The sequence below is a fragment of the Burkholderia sp. BCC1208 genome (assembly GCF_902833095.1).
In the GTDB taxonomy this organism is placed as follows: Bacteria; Pseudomonadota; Gammaproteobacteria; order Burkholderiales; family Burkholderiaceae; genus Burkholderia.
Genome location: NZ_CADFDY010000004.1, coordinates 361,965 through 382,784 on the forward strand (window position 1 = coordinate 361,965; position 20,820 = coordinate 382,784).

16 protein-coding genes are annotated in these 20,820 nt (G+C 66.4%); 13 read left to right on the forward strand and 3 right to left on the reverse strand.

What is annotated here, in order from left to right:
• Positions 1 to 36 precede the first annotated feature (36 nt).
• From HWX09_RS11990 to ugpQ, 8 genes are all read left to right on the forward strand, one after another.
• A complete protein-coding gene (locus tag HWX09_RS11990) occupies positions 37 to 591 on the forward strand; it encodes a shikimate kinase (protein WP_027783320.1) in 555 nt (184 codons plus the stop codon).
• Entirely contained in the window at positions 588 to 1,667 is a 1,080-nt protein-coding gene (aroB, locus tag HWX09_RS11995; RefSeq protein ID WP_027783321.1) for a 3-dehydroquinate synthase, read from the forward strand. Before HWX09_RS11990 ends, aroB begins: the two co-directional genes overlap by 4 nt.
• A gap of 65 nt (positions 1,668 to 1,732) precedes the next feature.
• Positions 1,733 to 2,917 carry a deoxyguanosinetriphosphate triphosphohydrolase gene (locus HWX09_RS12000; protein WP_230469140.1) on the forward strand — a complete coding sequence of 395 codons (1,185 nt, stop codon included), beginning with the start codon at positions 1,733 to 1,735 and terminating at the stop codon, positions 2,915 to 2,917.
• Positions 2,918 to 3,005: 88 nt separating this feature from the next.
• Complete coding sequence (gene ugpB / locus HWX09_RS12005) at positions 3,006 to 4,340, forward strand: sn-glycerol-3-phosphate ABC transporter substrate-binding protein UgpB (protein WP_027783323.1); 1,335 nt, start codon at positions 3,006 to 3,008, stop codon at positions 4,338 to 4,340.
• Between the two features lie 97 nt (positions 4,341 to 4,437).
• Positions 4,438 to 5,322 carry a sn-glycerol-3-phosphate ABC transporter permease UgpA gene (ugpA, locus tag HWX09_RS12010; protein WP_027783324.1) on the forward strand — a complete coding sequence of 295 codons (885 nt, stop codon included), beginning with the start codon at positions 4,438 to 4,440 and terminating at the stop codon, positions 5,320 to 5,322.
• Positions 5,319 to 6,164, forward strand: a complete 846-nt coding sequence (gene ugpE, locus HWX09_RS12015; RefSeq protein ID WP_027783325.1) for a sn-glycerol-3-phosphate ABC transporter permease UgpE — start codon at positions 5,319 to 5,321, stop codon at positions 6,162 to 6,164. The genes ugpA and ugpE overlap by 4 nt, the downstream gene beginning before the upstream one ends.
• Before the next feature lie 32 nt (positions 6,165 to 6,196).
• Positions 6,197 to 7,282 carry a sn-glycerol-3-phosphate import ATP-binding protein UgpC gene (locus HWX09_RS12020; protein WP_027783326.1) on the forward strand — a complete coding sequence of 362 codons (1,086 nt, stop codon included), beginning with the start codon at positions 6,197 to 6,199 and terminating at the stop codon, positions 7,280 to 7,282.
• A 27-nt stretch (positions 7,283 to 7,309) separates the two neighbouring features.
• On the forward strand, positions 7,310 to 8,080 hold the full coding sequence (ugpQ, locus tag HWX09_RS12025) for a glycerophosphodiester phosphodiesterase (RefSeq protein ID WP_027783327.1): 771 nt from the start codon (positions 7,310 to 7,312) through the stop codon (positions 8,078 to 8,080).
• A gap of 176 nt (positions 8,081 to 8,256) precedes the next feature.
• On the opposite strand, the gene HWX09_RS12030 is transcribed toward ugpQ, so the two are convergent.
• Positions 8,257 to 8,988, reverse strand: coding sequence for an OmpW family outer membrane protein (locus HWX09_RS12030; protein WP_027783328.1), 732 nt, complete (start codon positions 8,986 to 8,988; stop codon positions 8,257 to 8,259).
• A 193-nt stretch (positions 8,989 to 9,181) separates the two neighbouring features.
• Between HWX09_RS12030 and HWX09_RS12035 the strand changes: the two genes are divergently transcribed.
• The 3 genes from HWX09_RS12035 (at position 9,182) to HWX09_RS12045 (ending at position 16,440) form a co-directional block, all read left to right on the forward strand.
• Positions 9,182 to 9,895: a transposase gene (locus tag HWX09_RS12035; protein WP_027783329.1), complete on the forward strand. Its 714-nt coding sequence runs from the start codon at positions 9,182 to 9,184 to the stop codon at positions 9,893 to 9,895.
• Between the two features lie 289 nt (positions 9,896 to 10,184).
• A complete protein-coding gene (locus tag HWX09_RS12040; RefSeq protein WP_027783330.1) occupies positions 10,185 to 14,888 on the forward strand; it encodes a glutamate synthase-related protein in 4,704 nt (1,567 codons plus the stop codon).
• 85 nt (positions 14,889 to 14,973) lie between these two features.
• On the forward strand, positions 14,974 to 16,440 hold the full coding sequence (locus HWX09_RS12045; RefSeq protein WP_027783331.1) for a glutamate synthase subunit beta: 1,467 nt from the start codon (positions 14,974 to 14,976) through the stop codon (positions 16,438 to 16,440).
• A gap of 54 nt (positions 16,441 to 16,494) precedes the next feature.
• Here the strand turns inward: HWX09_RS12045 and HWX09_RS12050 are convergent, their stop codons facing one another.
• On the reverse strand, positions 16,495 to 16,893 hold the full coding sequence (locus HWX09_RS12050; protein WP_027783332.1) for a hypothetical protein: 399 nt from the start codon (positions 16,891 to 16,893) through the stop codon (positions 16,495 to 16,497).
• 370 nt (positions 16,894 to 17,263) lie between these two features.
• Here HWX09_RS12050 and HWX09_RS12055 point away from each other — a divergent pair, with 370 nt between their 5' ends.
• Positions 17,264 to 18,754, forward strand: coding sequence for an alanine/glycine:cation symporter family protein (locus HWX09_RS12055; protein WP_027783333.1), 1,491 nt, complete (start codon positions 17,264 to 17,266; stop codon positions 18,752 to 18,754).
• Positions 18,751 to 19,317, forward strand: coding sequence for an RNA 2',3'-cyclic phosphodiesterase (gene thpR / locus HWX09_RS12060; protein WP_027783334.1), 567 nt, complete (start codon positions 18,751 to 18,753; stop codon positions 19,315 to 19,317). The genes HWX09_RS12055 and thpR overlap by 4 nt, the downstream gene beginning before the upstream one ends.
• 111 nt (positions 19,318 to 19,428) lie before the next feature.
• On the opposite strand, the gene HWX09_RS12065 is transcribed toward thpR, so the two are convergent.
• Positions 19,429 to 20,811 carry a D-amino acid dehydrogenase gene (locus tag HWX09_RS12065; RefSeq protein ID WP_027783335.1) on the reverse strand — a complete coding sequence of 461 codons (1,383 nt, stop codon included), beginning with the start codon at positions 20,809 to 20,811 and terminating at the stop codon, positions 19,429 to 19,431.
• Positions 20,812 to 20,820 lie beyond the last annotated feature (9 nt).

Genomic DNA, 20,820 nt, shown 5'->3' on the forward strand with positions numbered 1-20,820 from the left:
CGCCACACACCAGCAAGATTGAAGCAGAGGAAGCCGTTGCAAGCGCGGGACCCACATGCAAACGTATTTTTCGTCGGCCTTATGGGAGCGGGTAAGACCACCGTGGGCCGTGCGGTCGCGCGTCGTCTCGACAGGACGTTCTTCGACTCCGATCACGAAATCGAGGCCCGTACGGGCGCGCGCATTCCGGTGATCTTCGAGCTGGAGGGCGAGGCCGGGTTTCGCGATCGCGAAACGCAGGTAATCGCCGATCTCGCGCAGCGCGAGAACATCGTACTCGCAACGGGTGGCGGCGCGGTGCTGCGCCCGGAAAATCGCGACAGCCTGAAAACCAACGGCATCGTCGTCTATCTGCGCGCCAATCCGCACGATCTGTGGCTGCGCACGCGCAAGGACAAGAACCGCCCGCTGTTGCAGACGGAAGATCCGAAGGGGCGTCTCGAAGCGCTGTACGAAGTGCGCGACCCGTTGTACCGCGAATGCGCGGATTTCGTCATCGAGACCGGCCGTCCATCAGTCAACGGTCTCGTCAACATGGTGCTGATGCAACTCGAACTGGCCGGCGTCATCGCCAAGCCGCTACAAGCATGATTACCGTCAACGTCGATCTGGGCGACCGCGCCTATCCGATTCATATTGGCGCCGGCCTGATTGGCCGCACCGAGCTGTTCGCTCCCCACATCAAGGGTTCGTCCGTCACGATCGTCACCAACACGACGGTCGATCCGCTCTACGGCGACGCGCTGCGCGCGGCGCTCGCACCGCTTGGCAAGCGCGTGTCGACGGTGGTGCTGCCGGACGGCGAGGCGTACAAGAACTGGGAAACGCTGAACCTGATCTTCGACGGTCTGCTCACGGATCACGCGGATCGCAAGACGACGCTCGTCGCGCTCGGCGGCGGCGTGGTCGGCGACATGACGGGCTTTGCCGCCGCGTGCTACATGCGCGGCGTGCCGTTCATCCAGGTACCGACCACATTGCTGTCGCAGGTCGATTCGTCGGTCGGCGGCAAGACGGGCATCAATCACCCGCTCGGCAAGAACATGATCGGCGCGTTCTACCAGCCGCAGGCCGTGATCGCGGACATCGGCGCGCTGACGACGCTGCCCGATCGCGAACTGGCGGCGGGCGTCGCCGAAGTCATCAAGACGGGCGCGATCGCCGATGCCGAATTCTTCGACTGGATCGAGGCGAACGTCGATGCGCTGAACCGTCGCGAGCCGGCTGCGCTCGCGCATGCGGTGAAGCGTTCGTGCGAGATCAAGGCGAGTGTCGTCGCGGCCGACGAGCGCGAAGGCGGCCTGCGCGCGATCCTGAATTTCGGCCACACGTTCGGCCATGCGATCGAGGCCGGGCTCGGCTACGGCGAATGGCTGCACGGCGAGGCGGTCGGCTGCGGGATGGTGATGGCCGGCGACCTGTCGGTGCGGCTCGGTCTCTTCGACGAAGCGTCGCGGCAGCGCCTCGATGCGGTGATCGCGGCCGCGCATCTGCCGACCCGCGGGCCCGCGCTCGGCGACGCGCGCTACATGGATCTGATGCGCGTCGACAAGAAGGCCGAGGCCGGCGCGATCAAGTTCATCCTGCTGAAGCGATTCGGCGATACGCTGATCACGCAGGCGCCGGACGAAGCGGTATTCGCTACACTGGCGCAGACGACCCGCTAACGGCGACCCGGATGCCCCGGCGCCCCTGACATGGAGGAGACGTGAGCGAGACATCCAGCAGCACACTGCCCGAAGCCGGCCGCGCATCCACCGCGCCGGTGGCCGAGCCGCCGACGCTGGCGGCGCTGGAAGCCCATCTCGCTCCGTATGCCGCGCACGCGTCGCGCTCGCGCGGCCGCCGCCATCCGGAAACCCCGCCGGCGGCGCGCACCGAATTCCAGCGCGATCGCGACCGCATCGTCCATTCGACCGCGTTTCGCCGGCTCGAATACAAGACGCAGGTCTTCGTCAATCACGAAGGCGACCTGTTCCGCACACGCCTCACGCACAGCCTCGAAGTCGCGCAGATCGCACGCTCGGTCGCGCGCAACCTGCGCCTGAACGAGGATCTCGTCGAAGCGATCTCGCTCGCGCACGATCTCGGCCATACGCCGTTCGGCCATGCCGGGCAGGACGCGCTGAATGCGTGCATGCGCGAGCACGGCGGCTTCGAGCACAACCTGCAGAGCCTCGCCGTGGTCGACGAGCTCGAGGAGCACTACGGCGCGTTCAACGGATTGAACCTGTGCTTCGAGACGCGCGAAGGCATTCTGAAGCACTGCTCGCGCGAGAATGCGCGCAAGCTCGGCGCGCTCGGCGAGCGCTTCCTGCAGGGCCGCCAGCCGTCGCTCGAAGCGCAGCTCGCGAACATCGCGGACGAGATCGCCTACAACAACCACGACGTCGACGACGGCCTGCGCTCCGGCCTGATCACGATCGAACAGCTCGCGGAAGTCGAGCTGTGGCAGCGTCACTACGAAGCGGCGCTCGCCGAATTTCCGCACCTCGAAGGCCGCCGTCTCGTGCACGAGACGGTGCGCCGGATCATCAACACGCTGATCGTCGACCTGATCGACGAGACGACGCGCAATCTCGTGCGCGCCGCGCCCGCCTCGCTCGACGACGTGCGCGACGCACCGCCGCTCGTGTCGCACAGCCCCGAGGTTGCTGCGCAGGCAGCGGCCCTCAAGCGCTTCCTCTTCAAGAACCTGTATCGCCACTACAAGGTGATGCGCATGGCGAGCAAGGCGCAACGCGTCGTCACGGGGTTGTTCGACGCGTTCATCGAGGATCCGCGCCTGCTGCCGCCGCCGTACCAGTCCGACGACACGGCGCAGCAACCGCGTCTCGTCGCGCACTACATCGCCGGCATGACCGACCGCTTCGCGCTGAAGGAATACCAGCGCCTGTTCGTCATCAACGACAACTGACTGTCACAAACGATCACTAGACTTCGCCGGTTCAATGGCGACGGGGATGTTGCACACGCTGTTGGTAACGTTTTCATAGGAGAGGTCGATGAAGAAGAAGCCTGCGGGGACACTGGTCCGGTCGATCGCGCTCGGTGGCGCGCTGATGTTCGGGGTGCAGCACGTCGCGCTCGCCGCGACGGAAATCCAGTTCTGGCATGCGATGGAGGCCGCGCTCGGCGAGCGGGTCAATGCGATCGCCGATCAGTTCAACGCGTCGCAAAGCGACTACAAGATCGTGCCGGTCTTCAAGGGCACCTACGACCAGGCGCTCGCGGCCGGCATCGCGGCCTATCGCAGCGGCAACGCGCCGGCGATCCTGCAGGTGTATGAAGTCGGCACGGCGACGATGATGCAGGCGAAGAAGGCGGTCGTGCCGGTCCACGACGTGTTCAAGCAGGCCGGCGTGACGCTCGACGAAAAGGCGTTCGTGCCGACCATCGCGAGCTACTACAGCGACGCGAAGACGGGCCACCTGGTCTCGATGCCGTTCAACAGCTCGACGCCGGTGCTGTACTACAACAAGGACGCGTTCAAGAAGGCGGGCCTCGACCCGAACCAGCCGCCGAAGACGTGGGCCGACGTGAAGGCGGATGCCGAGAAGCTGCGCAAGTCGGGGATGGCCTGTGGCTTCACGACCGGCTGGCAGGGCTGGATCCAGCTGGAAAACTACAGCGCGTGGCATGGGCTGCCGTTCGCGAGCCGCAACAACGGCTTCGACGGTACGGACGCCGTGCTGGAGTTCAACAAGCCGCAGCAGATCGCGCATGTCGCGTTCCTGCAGGAGATGGCGAAGGACGGCACGTTCACGTACGCGGGCCGCAAGGATGAAGCGTCGGCGAAGTTCTACAGCGGCGACTGCGGGATCCTGACGACATCGTCGGGGGCGCTCGCGAACGTGCAGAAATTCGCGAAGTTCAGCTACGGCACGGGGATGATGCCGTACGACGCGAACGTGAAGGGCGCGCCGCAGAACGCGATCATCGGCGGCGCGAGCCTGTGGGTGCTGGCCGGCAAGGATCCGGCGACCTACAAGGGCGTCGCGAAATTCCTCGCGTACCTGGCAACGCCTGCCGTCGCCGCGAAGTGGCATCAGGACACCGGTTACCTGCCGGTCACGACCGCCGCGTACGACCTGACGCGCCAGCAGGGCTTCTACGCGAAGAACCCGAGCGCCGAAACCGCGATCAAGCAGATGCTGAACAAGCCGCCGCTGCCGTACACGAAGGGGCTGCGGCTGGGCAACATGCCGCAGATCCGCACGGTCGTCGACGAGGAGTTCGAACAGGTCTGGGCGCAGAAGAAGTCGCCGAAGGACGCGCTCGATTCGGCCGCCTCGCGCGGCGACGAACTGCTGCGCCGCTTCGAGAAGTCGGGCGGCTGAGCACGCATCGCGTTCGTGCCGCCGGCGGCGCCGCGCGTCAGCGCGTGCCGTCCGGCGGCGCGGCTTCCCTTCCGTTTCGCCTGACCGGACACCCGCGATGCAATCCCGTTCCCGTTTCGGTACGAGCCCGGTGCCGTACCTGCTGATCGCGCCGCAGCTCGCGATCACCGCCGTGTTCTTCCTGTGGCCGGCCGGCGTCGCGCTGTGGCAGTCCACGCAGATGCAGGACGCGTTCGGCACGTCGAGCGAATTCGTCGGCTTCGCGAACTTCACGCACCTGTTCGCCGATCCGCTGTATCTCGATTCGTTCCGCACGACGCTCGTGTTCAGTTCGCTCGTCACGGTGAGCGGGCTCGTCGTGTCGCTGCTGCTCGCCGCCTGCGCCGACCGCGTGATCCGCGGCGCGCGCGTGTACCGCACGCTGCTGATCTGGCCGTACGCGGTCGCGCCGACGATCGCGGCCGTGCTGTGGGCATTTCTGTTCAATCCGAGCATCGGCCTGATCACGTATGCGCTCGCGAAGGGCGGCATCGTGTGGAACCACGCGCTGAACGGCGGCCAGGCGATGTTTCTCGTCGTGCTGGCGTCGGTATGGAAGCAGGTGAGCTACAACTTCCTGTTCTTCTACGCGGGGCTGCAGGCGATCCCGCGCTCGCTGATCGAGGCGGCGGCGATCGACGGCGCGGGGCCGGTGCGGCGCTTCTTCAACATCGTGCTGCCGCTGCTGTCGCCGACGAGTTTCTTCCTGCTGGTCGTGAACCTCGTCTATGCGTTCTTCGATACCTTCCCGGTGATCGACGCGGCCACCGGCGGCGGCCCGGCGCAGAGCACCAAGACGCTGATCTACAAGATCTTCGCGGAAGGCTTCCAGGGGCTCGACATCGGCAGCTCGGGCGCGCAGTCGGTCGTGCTGATGATCATCGTCGTGGGGCTCACGGTGATCCAGTTCCGCTTCGTCGAACGCAGGGTGCAATACGCATGATCGAAAATCGCAAGGGCTTCGACCTGTTCTGCCACGCGGTGCTGATCGCCGGCGTCGTGCTGATCGTGTTTCCCGTCTACGTCGCGTTCTGCGCGGCGACGATGAACGCGCAGGAAGTGTTCACGGTGCCGCTGTCGCTCGTGCCGAGCACGCACCTGTTCGAGAACGTCGCGTACATCTGGGGGCACGGCAGCGGCGGCACGACGGCGCCGTTCGGCCGCCTGCTCGTGAACAGCTTCGCGATGGCGCTCGGGATCGCGGTCGGCAAGATCGCGGTGTCGATCCTGTCCGCGTACGCGATCGTCTATTTCCGCTTCCCGTTTCGCAACACGGCGTTCTGGCTGATCTTCGTCACGCTGATGCTGCCGGTGGAAGTGCGGATCTTCCCGACCGTGCAGGTCGTGTCGACGCTGCATCTGACGAATACCTATGCGGGGCTCACGATGCCGCTGATCGCATCGGCGACCGCGACGTTTCTGTTCCGTCAGTTCTTCATGACGCTGCCCGACGAGCTGATGGATGCGGCGCGCATCGACGGCGCAGGGCCGCTGCGCTTCTTCTGGGACGTCGTGCTGCCGCTGTCGAAGACGAGCATCGCCGCGCTGTTCGTGATCACGTTCATCTACGGCTGGAACCAGTATCTGTGGCCGATCCTGATCACAACGGAAGCGTCGCTGTCGACGGCGGTGGTCGGCATCAAGACGATGATCGCGAGCGGCGACGCCGCGACCGAATGGCAATACGTGATGGCGGCGACGCTGCTGGCGATGATCCCGCCGCTCGTCGTCGTGCTGGCGATGCAGCGCTGGTTCGTGCGCGGCCTCGTCGATTCCGAGAAATGAACGACCGACGGTAACCGGGAGAAGGACCAGGTATGGCTGCGCTGAGCTTGAAGGGCGTCAGGAAATCCTACGACGGCAAGCAGCACGTGCTGCATGGCATCGACGTGGAGATCGCCGACGGCGAATTCATCGTGCTGGTCGGCCCGTCGGGCTGCGGCAAGTCGACGTTGCTGCGGATGATCGCGGGGCTCGAGTCCGTGACGGACGGCGAGATCGCGATCGGCGATCGGGTCGTCAACACGCTGGAGCCGAAGGATCGCGACATCGCGATGGTGTTCCAGAACTATGCGCTGTACCCGCACATGACGGTCGCGCAGAACATGGGCTACGGGCTGAAGATTCGCGGCATCGAGCGCGCGACGATCGATTCGCGGGTGGCCGCGGCTGCGAAGATCCTCGAGCTCGAGCCGCTGCTCGCGCGGCGGCCGCGCGAATTGTCGGGCGGCCAGCGGCAGCGCGTCGCGATGGGGCGCGCGATCGTGCGCGAGCCGGCGGTGTTCCTGTTCGACGAGCCGTTGTCGAACCTCGACGCGAAGCTGCGCGTGCAGATGCGGCTCGAGATCCAGCGGCTGCACGCGCGGCTCGCGACGACGAGCGTGTACGTGACGCACGACCAGATCGAGGCGATGACGCTCGCGCAGCGCGTGATCGTGATGAACCGCGGTTACGCGGAGCAGATCGGCGCGCCGGTCGACGTGTACGAGAAGCCCGCCACGGTGTTCGTCGCGGGCTTCATCGGCTCGCCGGCGATGAACCTGATGCACGGCCGGCTGTCGGAAGACGGCGCGACCTTCACGGTCGCCGGCGGCGGCCCCGCGCTGCCGGTCGCCGGCGCGCCGGGCATCGGCCGCGAAATCGCCGCCGGGCGCGACTGGGTGCTCGGCGTACGCCCTGAACACATGACGCCGCAGCCGGGCGTCGCGCAGGCGATGCTACCGGTGGATTCGTGCGAGCTGCTCGGCGCGGACAATCTCGCGCACGGCCGCTGGGGCAATCACGACGTTGCGGTGCGCCTGCCGCACGCGGACCGCCCCGCGCGCGGCACGGCGCTGGCGGCGGCGCTGCCCGCGCACCGGCTGCATTTCTTCGATCCCGAAACCGGCAAGCGCGCCGGCTGAAACCGTCCGACTGCCGGGAGACCGACGATGACGATCCGCACCGACTGGCCCTATCCGCGCGTCGTCGCCCATCGCGGCGGCGGCACGCTCGCGCCGGAGAACACGCTTGCCGCGCTCGACGAGGGCGCGCGGCGCGGTCACCGGATGGTCGAGTTCGACGCGAAGCTGTCGGCCGACGACGTGACGTTCCTGCTGCACGACGACACGGTCGACCGGACGTCGAACGGCCACGGAGCCGCGGCGGGCATGCGTTATGCGGCGCTGGCCGCGCTCGACGCGGGCGCGTGGCGCGATGCGCGCTTCGCGGGCGAACGGATGCCCACGCTCGAGGCTGCGGCGGCGCGCTGCATCGCGCACGGGCTGGCCGCGAACGTCGAGATCAAGCCGTGCCCGGGGCGCGAGCGCGAAACCGGGCAGCGCGTGGCGGCCGACGCAGCCGCGTACTGGCGCGATGCCGCCGTGGCGCCGCTGCTGTCGTCGTTCTCGTTCGACGCACTGCAGCAGGCGCGCGCGAGCGTGCCGGCGCTGCCGCGCGGGATGCTCTACGAAGTCGTGCCGGCCGACTGGCATGCGCAGGTTGTCGACGCGCTCGACTGCGTATCGTTGCATGCAGACCACAGCCGGCTCGACGAACCGCTCGTGCGCGCGATCAAGGCCGCCGGGCTGCGCATCCTGGTTTACACGGTGAACGACCTCGAACGGGCGCGCGAACTCGCGCGCTGGGGCGTCGATGCCGTCTGCACGGACCGCATCGACCTGATCGCGCCTGATGCGCTGGACGACATCGACGTCGTCTGACGGCCGCGGCTCCCGCGGCGTCCGGTAAAACTCTCGCCCGGAGCGTGCCTGACGCGAAAAAACGACGCCCCGACGGGATTCCCGCCGGGGCGTTTTGCATCGTGGAGACGTTACGCCAGGAAAAATCCGCTACAAATTGCAGCAGGATTAACCATTCCCCAAATATTCGACTACGCTTAGAAGCGGTAGCCGACGTTCAGGTACGTGACGATCGGGTTCAGCGAGATGTGGGCCTTCGACGTTTCCGTCAGCGTACCGACCGGCGTGCGGCGGGCCGTCGTGAAGGTCGCGGTCACGCTGACGGGGATGTACGACAGCGACAGACCCGCGAACCAGTGCTTCGTGAAGTTGTACGTGAAGCCGGCATTGAGCACCGGGGCCCACTGATTGCTGGTCGTGGCGCTGGTCGGGCCGCCGAGCACGCCGTTCTCGAACGCGCCGTTCGTGATCTTCGCGCCGGTGAACCAGATATACGTTGCGCCGACGCCGACATACGGACGGAACTTCGCGTTGGCGTCGTTGAAGTGGTAGCGAAGCAACACGGCGGGGCTCCACTGGTACGCACGGCCGAGTACGCCGAACTTTTCGAACTGACCCTTGCCGGTAATGTCGAACTTCGGCGGGATCCCCATCACGAGTTCGGTGGAGATATGGTCGGTGACGAAGTAACCCGCTGCGAGCCCCAGCGTATCGGCGTCGTTGATGCCGGCGCCGGTGTTGGGAATCGATTGATTGATGGGCGTGCCGCCTACGCGGTAGACGAACAGCGGATCGCTGCTGTCCTGCGGCGAAAGGTGCAGCCAGCCGGTGCTGACGTAGAAATCACCTGCGGATTGTGCATGTGCCGTACCGCCCGCGAACGTGAATGCGAGCGCTGCGGCCCCCGTAATGGCCAGTTTTCGTTTCATTGTGTCTCCTCCGATCAAAGGCGTGCTCATTATGACGACTGCGTTTAAAACCAAACAAGCTCGTAAGTTAGAGTTTTCTCCCTAGGATTCGCACGACCGTACGCTTACGCGCGCCGCAGGGACAGGCATTCTACGCAGGTGCGCAATTTCGGACCTCCGGGTATTTCCTAACGCGTTCAAACGGACATTCAGCATGGCACGGTTAGCACGACTCTACGTTCCCGACCAGCCGCAGCACGTGATACTGCGCGGCCTGGATCAGCAACCCGCGTTCGTCGACGACCAGGACTACGAACTCTTCATCGATTGCCTGAAGGCCGCGGCACGCGATCATCACCTGTCGGTGCATGCCTACGTGCTGCTGCCGCGCCAGGTGCAACTGCTCGTGACGCCGAGCGACGAGGCCAGCCTGCCGAAGGCGATGCAGGCCGTGGGCCGTCGCTACGTCGCGCATTTCAACCGGCGCTATTCGCGGCGCGGCACCCTGTGGGAAGGCCGCTATCGCGCGACGGTGATCGAAGGCGAGCGCTATTTCCTGCTCGCGAGCCGCGTGGTCGAGATGAGCCCGGTGCGCTCGCAGCTCGTCGCGACGCCCGAGGCCTATCGGTGGTCGAGCTACCGGCATCACGTCGGGCTCACCGTCGACAGCCTGATCACCGACCATCCGCTCTACTGGGCGCTCGGCAACACGCCGTTCGACCGTCAGCGCGCGTACAAGGAGCTGTGCGAGCAGCCGCTCGACGAGCGGCAGGCCGACCAGCTGCAGCAGGCGACGCTGAAGGGCTGGGTGCTCGGCGGCGAGAATTACCGCGAGTGGGCGGCGCGCACCGCGAACCGGCGCGTTTCGCCGTTGCCGCGCGGACGCCCCAGAAAGGTGCGCGAGAACACGCCGCCGATCCAGCAGTAGGGCCGGAAAGGCGGGCCAGAAGCGGCGCTGCGGGCGCCGCTTATTTTTGCACCAAAACGATACGACCCCAATAAATAGGCACCACATCAAGGCATTCGTTTAATTGGGGTTCGATCAAGCGGTTTTTGTTGCTATTCCCTTGATTCGTCGCGTATATTCCGAATTCCGGTGGCCCGGGCGAAGCTTTGCCCAACCACTGTCGGCCGCGCCGTCTCCCGTCGGGAGCGGGATCGATGGCAACAAGAAAACGGTTCAACGGCCTCCAGGCCCCCTTTACGACGGTGTCCCCATGAACGACCACCAGCAGCCGCTCGCCGCGGTGCCCGCCGCACAAGGTCTGTACGACCCGCAAAACGAACACGACGCCTGCGGCGTCGGCTTCGTCGCTCACATCAAGGGCAAGAAGAGCCACGAGATCATTCAGCAGGGTCTGAAGATCCTCGAGAACCTCGATCACCGGGGCGCGGTCGGCGCCGATCCGCTGATGGGCGACGGCGCGGGCATCCTGATCCAGATTCCGGACGCGTTCTATCGCGAGGAAATGGCGAAGCAGGACGTGAACCTGCCGCCGGCCGGCGAATACGGGGTCGGGATGATCTTCCTGCCGAAGGAGAACGCGTCGCGTCTCGCGTGCGAGCAGGAGCTCGAGCGTACGGTGAAGGCCGAAGGCCAGGTCGTGCTGGGCTGGCGCGACGTGCCGGTCGACCACGCGATGCCGATCTCGCCCACGGTCAAGGCGAGCGAGCCGCTGATCCGCCAGATCTTCATCGGTCGCGGCAAGGACATCATGGTGACGGACGCGCTCGAGCGGAAGCTGTACGTGATCCGCAAGACGGCGAGCCACCGCATCCAGGCGCTGAAGCTCAAGCACGGCAAGGAATACTTCGTGCCGTCGATGTCGGCGCGCACGGTCGTCTACAAGGGGCTGCTGCTGGCGGGCCAGGTCGGCGTGTACTACCGCGACCTGCAGGACCCGCGCGTCGTGTCGGCGCTCGCGCTCGTGCACCAGCGCTTCTCGACCAACACGTTCCCGGCGTGGGAGCTGGCTCACCCGTATCGGATGATTGCGCACAACGGCGAGATCAACACCGTGAAGGGCAACGTGAACTGGCTGAACGCGCGTACCGGCGCGATCGCGTCGCACGTGCTCGCCGACGATCTCCCCAAGCTGTGGCCGCTGATCTACCCGGGCCAGTCGGATACCGCATCGTTCGACAACTGTCTCGAACTGCTGGTGATGGCCGGCTATCCGCTCGTGCACGCGGTGATGATGATGATCCCGGAAGCGTGGGAACAGCACACGCTGATGGACGAGAACCGCCGCGCGTTCTACGAATACCACGCCGCGATGATGGAGCCGTGGGACGGCCCGGCCGCGATCGCGTTCACCGACGGCCGCCAGATCGGCGCGACGCTCGACCGTAACGGCCTGCGCCCGGCGCGCTACATCGTGACCGACGACGACCTCGTCATCATGGCGTCGGAAGCCGGCACGCTGCCGATCCCCGAATCGAAGATCGTCAAGAAGTGGCGCCTGCAGCCGGGCAAGATGTTCCTGATCGACATGGAGCACGGCCGCATCATCGACGACAAGGAGCTGAAGGACAACCTCGCGAACGCGAAGCCGTACAAGAGCTGGATCGACGCCGTGCGCATCAAGCTCGACGAGATCGAGCCGAAGGCCGAGGACGTCGCGGCCGGCCGCACGCAGGGCGCCGCGCTGCTCGACCGCCAGCAGGCGTTCGGCTATACGCAGGAGGACCTGAAGTTCCTGATGGCGCCGATGGCGCAGCAGGGCGAGGAGGCCGTCGGCTCGATGGGCAACGACTCGCCGCTCGCGGTGATGTCGAACAAGAACAAGACGCTCTATCACTACTTCAAGCAGCTGTTCGCGCAGGTCACGAACCCGCCGATCGACCCGATCCGCGAGAACATGGTGATGTCGCTCGTGTCGTTCGTCGGCCCGAAGCCGAACCTGCTCGACACGAACAACATCAACCCGCCGATGCGTCTGGAAGTGTCGCAGCCGGTGCTCGACTTCAAGGACATCGCGAAGATCCGCGCGATCGACCAGTACACGGGCGGCAAGTTCAGCGCGTACGAACTGAACATCTGCTATCCCGTGGCGTGGGGCAAGGAAGGCATCGAGGCACGCCTCGCGTCGCTGTGCGCGGAAGCCGTCGATGCGGTGAAGTCGGGCTACAACATGCTGATCGTGTCGGACCGCAAGACCGACGCCGAGCATGTCGCCATTCCCGCGCTGCTCGCCACGTCGGCGATCCACACGCACCTCGTCCAGCAAGGGCTGCGCACGAGCACGGGCCTCGTCGTCGAGACGGGCTCCGCACGTGAAACGCACCACTTCGCGCTGCTCGCGGGCTATGGCGCGGAAGCCGTGCACCCGTACCTCGCGATGGAAACGCTCGCGAAGATGGCGGAAGGCCTGCCGGGCGACCTGTCGCCGGAGAAGGCCGTCTACAACTTCACGAAGGCGGTCGGCAAGGGCCTGCAGAAGGTGATGTCGAAGATGGGCATCTCGACGTACATGTCGTACACCGGCGCGCAGATCTTCGAAGCGCTCGGCCTGTCGAGCGACCTCGTCGAGAAGTACTTCAAGGGCACGGCGTCGAAGGTCGGCGGCATCGGCCTGTTCGAAGTCGCGGAAGAGGCGATCCGCCTGCACCGCGACGCGTTCGGCGACAGCCCGGTCCTGCGCGACATGCTCGACGCGGGCGGCGAGTACGCGTACCGCGTGCGCGGCGAAGACCACATGTGGACGCCGGATTCGATCGCGAAGCTGCAGCACGCGACGCGCAGCAACTCGTACCAGACGTACAAGGAATACGCGCACCTGATCAACGACCAGACCAAGCGTCACATGACGTTCCGCGGCCTGTTCGAGTTCAAGGTCGAGCCGACCAAGGCGATCCCGATCGACGACGTCGAGCCGGCAAAGGAAATCGTCACGCGCTTCGCGACGGGCGCGATGTCGCTCGGTTCGATCAGTACCGAGGCGCACGCGACGCTCGCGGTCGCGATGAACCGGATCGGCGGCAAGTCGAACACCGGCGAAGGCGGCGAGGACCAGAAGCGTTACCGCAACGAACTGCGCGGCATTCCGATCAAGTCGGGCGAGACGATGAAGTCGGTGATCGGCGACGAGATCGTCAGCGACATTCCGCTGAAGGATGGCGACTCGCTGCGCTCGAAGATCAAGCAGGTCGCATCGGGCCGCTTCGGCGTCACCGCCGAGTACCTCGCGTCGGCCGACCAGATCCAGATCAAGATGGCGCAGGGCGCGAAGCCGGGCGAAGGCGGCCAGCTGCCGGGTCACAAGGTGTCCGAGTACATCGGCAAGCTGCGTTACTCGGTGCCGGGCGTCGGCCTGATCTCGCCGCCGCCGCACCACGACATCTACTCGATCGAGGATCTGGCGCAGCTGATCCACGACCTGAAGAACGTGAACCCGAGCGCGAGCATCTCCGTGAAGCTCGTGTCGGAAGTGGGCGTGGGCACGGTCGCGGCCGGTGTCGCGAAGGCGAAGGCCGACCACGTCGTGATCGCCGGTCATGACGGCGGCACGGGCGCGTCGCCGCTGTCGTCGGTCAAGCACGCCGGCACGCCGTGGGAACTCGGCCTCGCCGAAACGCAGCAGACGCTGGTGCTGAACCGCCTGCGCGGCCGCATCCGCGTGCAGGCCGACGGCCAGATGAAGACGGGCCGCGACGTCGTGATCGGCGCGCTGCTCGGCGCGGACGAATTCGGCTTCGCGACGGCGCCGCTCGTCGTCGAGGGCTGCATCATGATGCGCAAGTGCCACCTGAACACGTGCCCGGTCGGCGTCGCGACGCAGGATCCGGTGCTGCGCGCGAAGTTCAAGGGCCAGCCCGAGCACGTCGTGAACTACTTCTTCTTCGTCGCCGAGGAAGTGCGCGAGATCATGGCGCAGCTCGGCATCGCGAAGTTCGACGACCTGATCGGCCGCGCCGACCTGCTCGATACGCGCAAGGGCATCGAGCACTGGAAGGCGAAGGGCCTCGATTTCTCGCGGGTGTTCTACCAGCCGGAAGAGTGCGAGGACGTCGCGCCGCGTCACGTCGACGTGCAGGATCACGGCCTCGAGCGCGCGCTCGACCACGTGCTGATCGAAAAGGCGAAGGCCGCGATCGAGAACGGCGAGCATGTGTCGTTCATCCAGCCGGTGCGCAACGTGAACCGGACGGTCGGCGCGATGTTGTCAGGCATCATCGCGAAGAAGCACGGCCACGACGGCCTGGCCGACGACGCGGTGCACATCCAGCTGAAGGGCACGGCCGGCCAGAGCTTCGGCGCGTTCCTCGCGAAGGGCGTGACGCTCGACCTCGTCGGCGACGGCAACGACTACGTCGGCAAGGGCCTGTCGGGCGGCCGGATCATCATCCGTCCGACCAACGACTTCCGCGGCAAGTCCGAGGAAAACATCATCTGCGGCAACACGGTGATGTACGGCGCGATCGAAGGCGAAGCCTTCTTCCGCGGCGTGGCGGGCGAGCGCTTCTGCGTGCGCAACTCGGGCGCGACGGCGGTCGTCGAAGGCACGGGCGACCACGGTTGCGAATACATGACGGGCGGCACGGTCGTCGTGCTCGGCGAGACCGGGCGCAACTTCGCGGCCGGCATGTCGGGCGGTCTCGCGTACATCTACGATCCGGAAGGCACGTTCGCGGCGAAGTGCAACAAGTCGATGGTCGCGCTCGATCCGGTGCTGCAGCAGGCCGAGCAGGAGCGCACGGTCGACCGCGCGCTCTGGCACGAAGGCACGACGGACGAAGCGCTGCTCAAGGGGCTCGTCGAGCGTCATTTCCAGTTCACGGGTTCGCCGCGCGCGAAGTCGCTGCTGGAAAACTGGGACGCGGCGCGCCGCCAGTTCGTGAAGGTGTTCCCGCACGAATACAAGCGCGCGCTGGGCGAGATCGGTGCGAAGAAGGCGGCGAAGGAAGTGCTGGCCGCCTGAGCGACGAACGACATAGCGAATGCCGCGCGCGCCTGACTGCCGCGCGCGGCTCCCCCACCCGATACACCGAACAGAAGAGCACCTTATGGGCAAGGCAACCGGTTTTCTGGAGTTCGAACGCCGCCACGAGGCGTACGAAGCACCGCTCACGCGCGTGAAGCACTACAAGGAATTCGTCGCGGCGCTGACCGACGCGGACGCGAAGGTCCAGGGCGCGCGCTGCATGGATTGCGGCATCCCGTTCTGCAACAACGGCTGCCCGGTCAACAACATCATTCCGGACTTCAACGATCTCGTTTACCGCCAGGACTGGCGGCAGGCGATCGAAGTCCTGCACTCGACCAACAACTTCCCCGAGTTCACGGGCCGCATCTGCCCGGCGCCGTGCGAGGCGGCCTGCACGCTCGGGATCAACGACGACCCGGTCGGCATCAAGTCGATCGAGCACGCGATCATCGACAAGGCCTGGGCGGAAGGCTGGGTGAAGCCGCTGCCGGCCGAACACAAGACCGGCAAGAAGGTCGCGGTCGTCGGTTCGGGCCCCGCGGGCCTCGCCGCCGCGCAGCAGCTCGCGCGCGCGGGCCACGACGTGACGGTGTTCGAGAAGAACGACCGCATCGGCGGCCTGCTGCGTTACGGGATCCCCGATTTCAAGCTCGAGAAGTGGCTGATCGATCGCCGCATGCGCCAGATGGAAGCGGAAGGCGTGACGTTCCGCACGAGCGTGTTCATCGGCAAGGATCCGCTGCCCGAGTCGATCGGCAGCCTCGCGAAGGAAACCATTTCGCCGGACACGCTGAAGGAAGAATTCGACGCGGTCGTGATCGCCGGCGGTTCGGAAGTGCCGCGCGATTTGCCGGTGCCGGGCCGCGAGCTCGCGGGCGTCCATTTCGCGATGGACTTCCTGCCGCAGCAGAACCGCGTGAACGCGGGCGACAAGCTTGTCGACCAACTGCTCGCGAAGGGCAAGCACGTGATCGTGATCGGCGGCGGCGATACGGGTTCGGACTGCGTCGGCACGTCGAACCGTCACGGCGCGAAGCAGGTCACGCAGTTCGAGCTGCTGCCGCAGCCGCCGGAAGAGGAAAACAAGCCGCTCGTGTGGCCGTACTGGCCGATCAAGCTGCGCACGTCTTCGTCGCACGAGGAAGGCTGCGAGCGCGACTGGGCGGTCGCGACGAAGCGCCTCGAAGGCAAGAACGGCAAGGTCGAGAAGCTGATCGCGGTGCGCGTCGAGTGGAAGGACGGCAAGATGCAGGAAGTGCCGGGTTCCGAGTTCGAAATGAAGGCCGATCTCGTGCTGCTCGCGATGGGCTTCACGCAACCGGCCGCGCCCGTGCTCGACGCGTTCGGCGTCGCGAAGGATGCGCGCGGCAACGCGCGTGCGGCGACCGAAGGCGATCGTTCGTACTACACGTCGGTCGACAAGGTGTTCGCGGCAGGCGACATGCGCCGCGGGCAGTCGCTCGTGGTGTGGGCGATCCGCGAAGGCCGCCAATGCGCGCGGTCGGTCGATGCGTATCTGATGGGGCATTCGGAACTGCCGCGATAAGCCACGCGAGCGAGTTTCGACGAAAGCCGGGCGTCCGAAAGGGCGCCCGGTTTTTTATTTCTGAGGCTGCGGGCGATTGCGGGGTTGCCCGGTTGGGACGCCCAGCGGATCGATGGTTCGCCCGTAGCTTGCAAGCTGCTCGTTGCAATCGATCATCGCGGTGTATCGGGCTTCGTCAACGCGCAGCGGGAATTCCCACACACCCAGTTTCCATGCGTGATACTGCGGCGCGCCGTCGAACCGGATGCTGTCCGGCGGTATTCCATGCTCTTCGAGAAGGCGGGCCTGGACTGTTTTTCGTAGCGTATCGAGAGCCATGTCGAGGCAACTGCCTTCCGTTCTTTCATATCGGGAGGTCGCGACGACGAAAAATAGTAGTGCGTAGGTGCAGATCGTTGCGATAACCAGCCAGAGAACCAGCCGGAACAATCCGCGTATGACTCTGGAAATCATGGGGCTCTCAATGCGGGATGGATAACGCGAAGGGGTAACCGCGGCAGTCGAATTCTTGGCGTCGCCCGATGGCCTGCTCGCGCGTATGTCCCCAATCGGTTGCCGGGCCTGCGTGTCCGAAAGACATTTCGACGTCCGGATTTTCACGCCAGGCGCGCCCCAGCCGATAGCCCAGAGCGGCAGGGGTCTTGCATCGACATCTCGCATTTTTCGTGAAGCGTCGTCTAACCTGGTGACATCCGGGCTCGATTGTTCGTCATCTCAATTCCTTTCGTTTTGTAATAATCCTTGAAAACTGTCATATCATGTCGCCCCTCGGGCCGCATTCGCGGTCGACGCATATGACCGACCCTATTTACAAGGACTGTGGATGCAAGCATTCGTGCAAGGGCTGATCGACGCCGTCAACGGCGTGTTGTGGAACTACGTGCTGATCGCGCTGCTGCTCGGCGTGGGCATGTGGTTCACGCTGCGGTTCCGGATGATCCAGTTGAAGGCGCTGTTCCTCAGCATGAAGCTGGTCGGCAGCAAGGGTGAACCGGGCAGCATCTCGTCGTTCCAGGCGTTCGCCACCGGGCTCGCGAGCCGCGTGGGCACCGGCAACATCGCGGGTGTCGCGGTCGCGCTGACGGTCGGCGGGCCGGGCGCGATCTTCTGGATGTGGATGACGGCGCTCGTCGGGATGTCGTCCGCGTTCGTTGAGGCGACGCTCGCGCAGATCTTCAAGGTGTCGCACGCGGACGGCAGCTATCGCGGCGGCCCCGCGTACTACATCCAGACCGGCCTGCGCTCGCGCGGCTTCGGCGTGCTGTTCTCGCTGTCGCTGATCCTCGCGTTCGGCTTCGTGTTCAATGCGGTGCAGGCCAATGCGATCGCCGACGCGTTTGATACGTCGTTCGGCTGGAGCCGCGCGAGCGTCGGTCTTGGGCTCGTGCTACTGACCGCGCCGATCATCTTCGGCGGCATCCGCCGGATCGCGGCGGTCGCGCAGGTGATCGTGCCGGTGATGGCGATCGGCTATCTCGCGCTCGCGGTCTATGCGGTCGCGACGCACATCGCGCTGGTGCCGGGGGTGATCGCGCTGATCGTGAAAAGCGCGTTTGGTCTCGAGCAGGCCGCGGGCGGGCTGACGGGCTATGCCGTCAGCCAGGCGGTCGCGATGGGCGTGAAGCGCGGGCTGTTTTCGAACGAGGCCGGCATGGGCAGCGCGCCGAATGCGGCGGCGACCGCCAGCACGCGCCATCCGGTCGTGCAGGGGTTGATCCAGATGCTCGGCGTGTTCGTCGACACGATCGTGATCTGCAGCGCGACGGCGTTCGTGATCCTGCTGTCCGGCCAGTACGAGCTGGGTGCCGGCATGGAAGGCGCGGCGCTCACGCAGCGCTCGATCGCGAGCCACGTGGGCGACTGGGGCGGCATCTACATGGCGTTCGCGATCTTCTTCTTTGCGTACTCGTCGGTGATCGGCAACTACGCGTACGCGGAAGGCAACGTCGAATTCATCACGAAGCGGCGCGGCGTGCTGCCGCTGTTCCGCATCGCGGTGCTCGGCATGGTGATGTTCGGCAGCGTCGGGCAACTGCCGCTCGTGTGGGCGATGGCCGATACGAGCATGGGGCTGATGGCGATCATCAACCTGATCGCGATTCTGGCGCTCGGCAAGTATGCGCATGCCGCGTGGGCCGACTATCGTCGCCAGCGTGCGGCAGGCATCGCCGATCCGGTATTTACGCGCAATACGATCCCGGCACTCGCGAACGTGCTGCCGACCGACGTGTGGGGCGAGCACGGCCCGTTGCCGCAACGTCCGGCCGCGGCCGACCCGGCGCGCGTGCCGCGCGCGGTGGCGCGCGAGTCATGAACGGCGACCGGCTGCGCGCGTTCGTTGCGCTGATGCCCGATGCGGCATCGCGCGACGCGCTGCACGCGCTGCCGGTCACCCGGGGTGCGCGGCGCCCGCTGCCCGCGCAATTGCACGTGACGCTCGCGTTCGTCGGCGCGATCGAGCGGGCGCGCTGCGATGCGCTGGCCGCATGCCTGCCGGCGCTTGCGGCCGCGCATGCACTGCCGTCGATACCCGTCGAACGAATCGCGTGGTGGCCGAGCCTGCCGCGCGCGAGGCTGATCGTCGCGGAACTGGCTGTCGAGCCGGCGTGTGCGGCGTTGAATGCCGCGCTGTCGACGCAACTGCGCGAGCTCGGCGTGCCGGCCGATCGACGGCCCTTCCGTCCGCACGTGACGCTCGCGCGGCTGCCGCACGACGCGGTCGGCCAGCCCGCGCATGGCGGCGCGGTGGGGCGTGCGGTTGCGTTGCGGTTCGACGCGCTCACGCTGTTCGAAAGCCGGTTGTCGCGCGAAGGCGTGTCGCACCGGCCGATCGTATCGGCGCCGATTGCGCGGGCGGACGACGCTGCGGCCGGTTGAGCGGTTCCGGCGAACTCCGGCGAACCGATATAAAAAGGCCGGCCGCGTTCGGATCGATCCGCATGCCGGCGTGCCGCTGCATCGCCCCGGCCACGTTGCGCGACGTGCGGCCTAGCGCTCGTACCGCGCGAGCGTCAGCCCGGACAGATCGATCTCCGGTTCCCGCCCCGTGACGAGATCCGCCAGCACCTTCCCCGACCCCATCGACATCGCCCAGCCGGTCGACCCGTGACCGACGTTCAGCCAGAGTCCGTCGATGCGGCTCGCTCCCAACAGCGGCGGCCCGTCGGGCGTCATCGGCCGGCGGCCGACCCAGAAGCGCGCGGACGCGCGCTCGGCCGCGTGCGGAAACCAGTCGTCGAGCACCTTCATCAGCGTATCGAGCGCCTGTTGCCGCAGCGCCGCGTGCCGGTTGCCGAGCTCCGCGGTGCCCGCGACCCGTAGTGTCGGGCCGAAGCGCGTGATCGCCGTCTTCAGCGATTCGTCCATCAGCGCGGCGTGCGGCGCCTTTTCGTCGTCGACGACCGTGAGCGTCGCCGAGTAGCCTTTCACCGGATACAGCGGCACGTCGACGCCATGCGGCCGCAGCAGGCCGGCACTGTCGACGCCGAGCGCGACCACGACCGCGTCGGCCTCGAGCAGCACGTCGCGCGGCTTGGTCGCGCTCGACGCAGCGCGGCCCGCCGTCGGGCGGCCAGGCTGCCCGGCGCCCCGCAAGTCGATGTCCGGGGTGCCCGTGCCTTCATCACGCGGCGAGCGGCCATCCGTTCCGGTCGCGCCTACCCGCACGCCGCGCACCTTGCCGCCCGCGACGTCGAGTGCGCGGATTTCGGTACGAAAGCGGAACGTCACGCCGTTCGCTTCGCACAGCGACCGCAATTCGCGCGTGAAGCGCGCGCAGTCGCCGGCTTCGTCGTCGGGCAGGTAGATGCCGCCGACGGGCGCCTGTCGCGCCCAGCGCAGGCCCGGCTCGATCGCCGTGCAGCCGGCCGCGTCGAGTTCGCGAAACGCGATGCCGGCGTCGCGCAGCACCTTCAGCGCCGGTTGCACCATTTCGACGTCGAACGCACCGCGCAACAATTGCAGATAGCCGCGGCTCGCGCCGTAGTCGAACGGATGACGGTCGCGAAACGCATGCAGGCACGCACGGCTGTAATACGCGATGCGCTGCATCCGCTGCTTGTTCACGCGAAACCGCTCGAATTCGCATTCGCGCAGCCAGCGCGCGATCCAGCGCCACTGCGCGGCATCGAGCGTCGGCCGGAAGATCAGCGGCGACGCAGGCTTGAACAGGTACTTGAGGATCTTGCCGGGCATCCCGGGCGCGGCCCACGGCGTCACGTAGCCGGGCGCGATCACGCCCGCGTTGCCGAGGCTCGTCGCCTGCGCGACGTCGGCCTCGCGTTCGATCACGGTGACGTCGCAGCCTGCTTCGCGCAGGTGCCAGGCAGTGGTGACGCCGATCACGCCGGCGCCGAGAACGATCACGTGCATGCGGTGTCC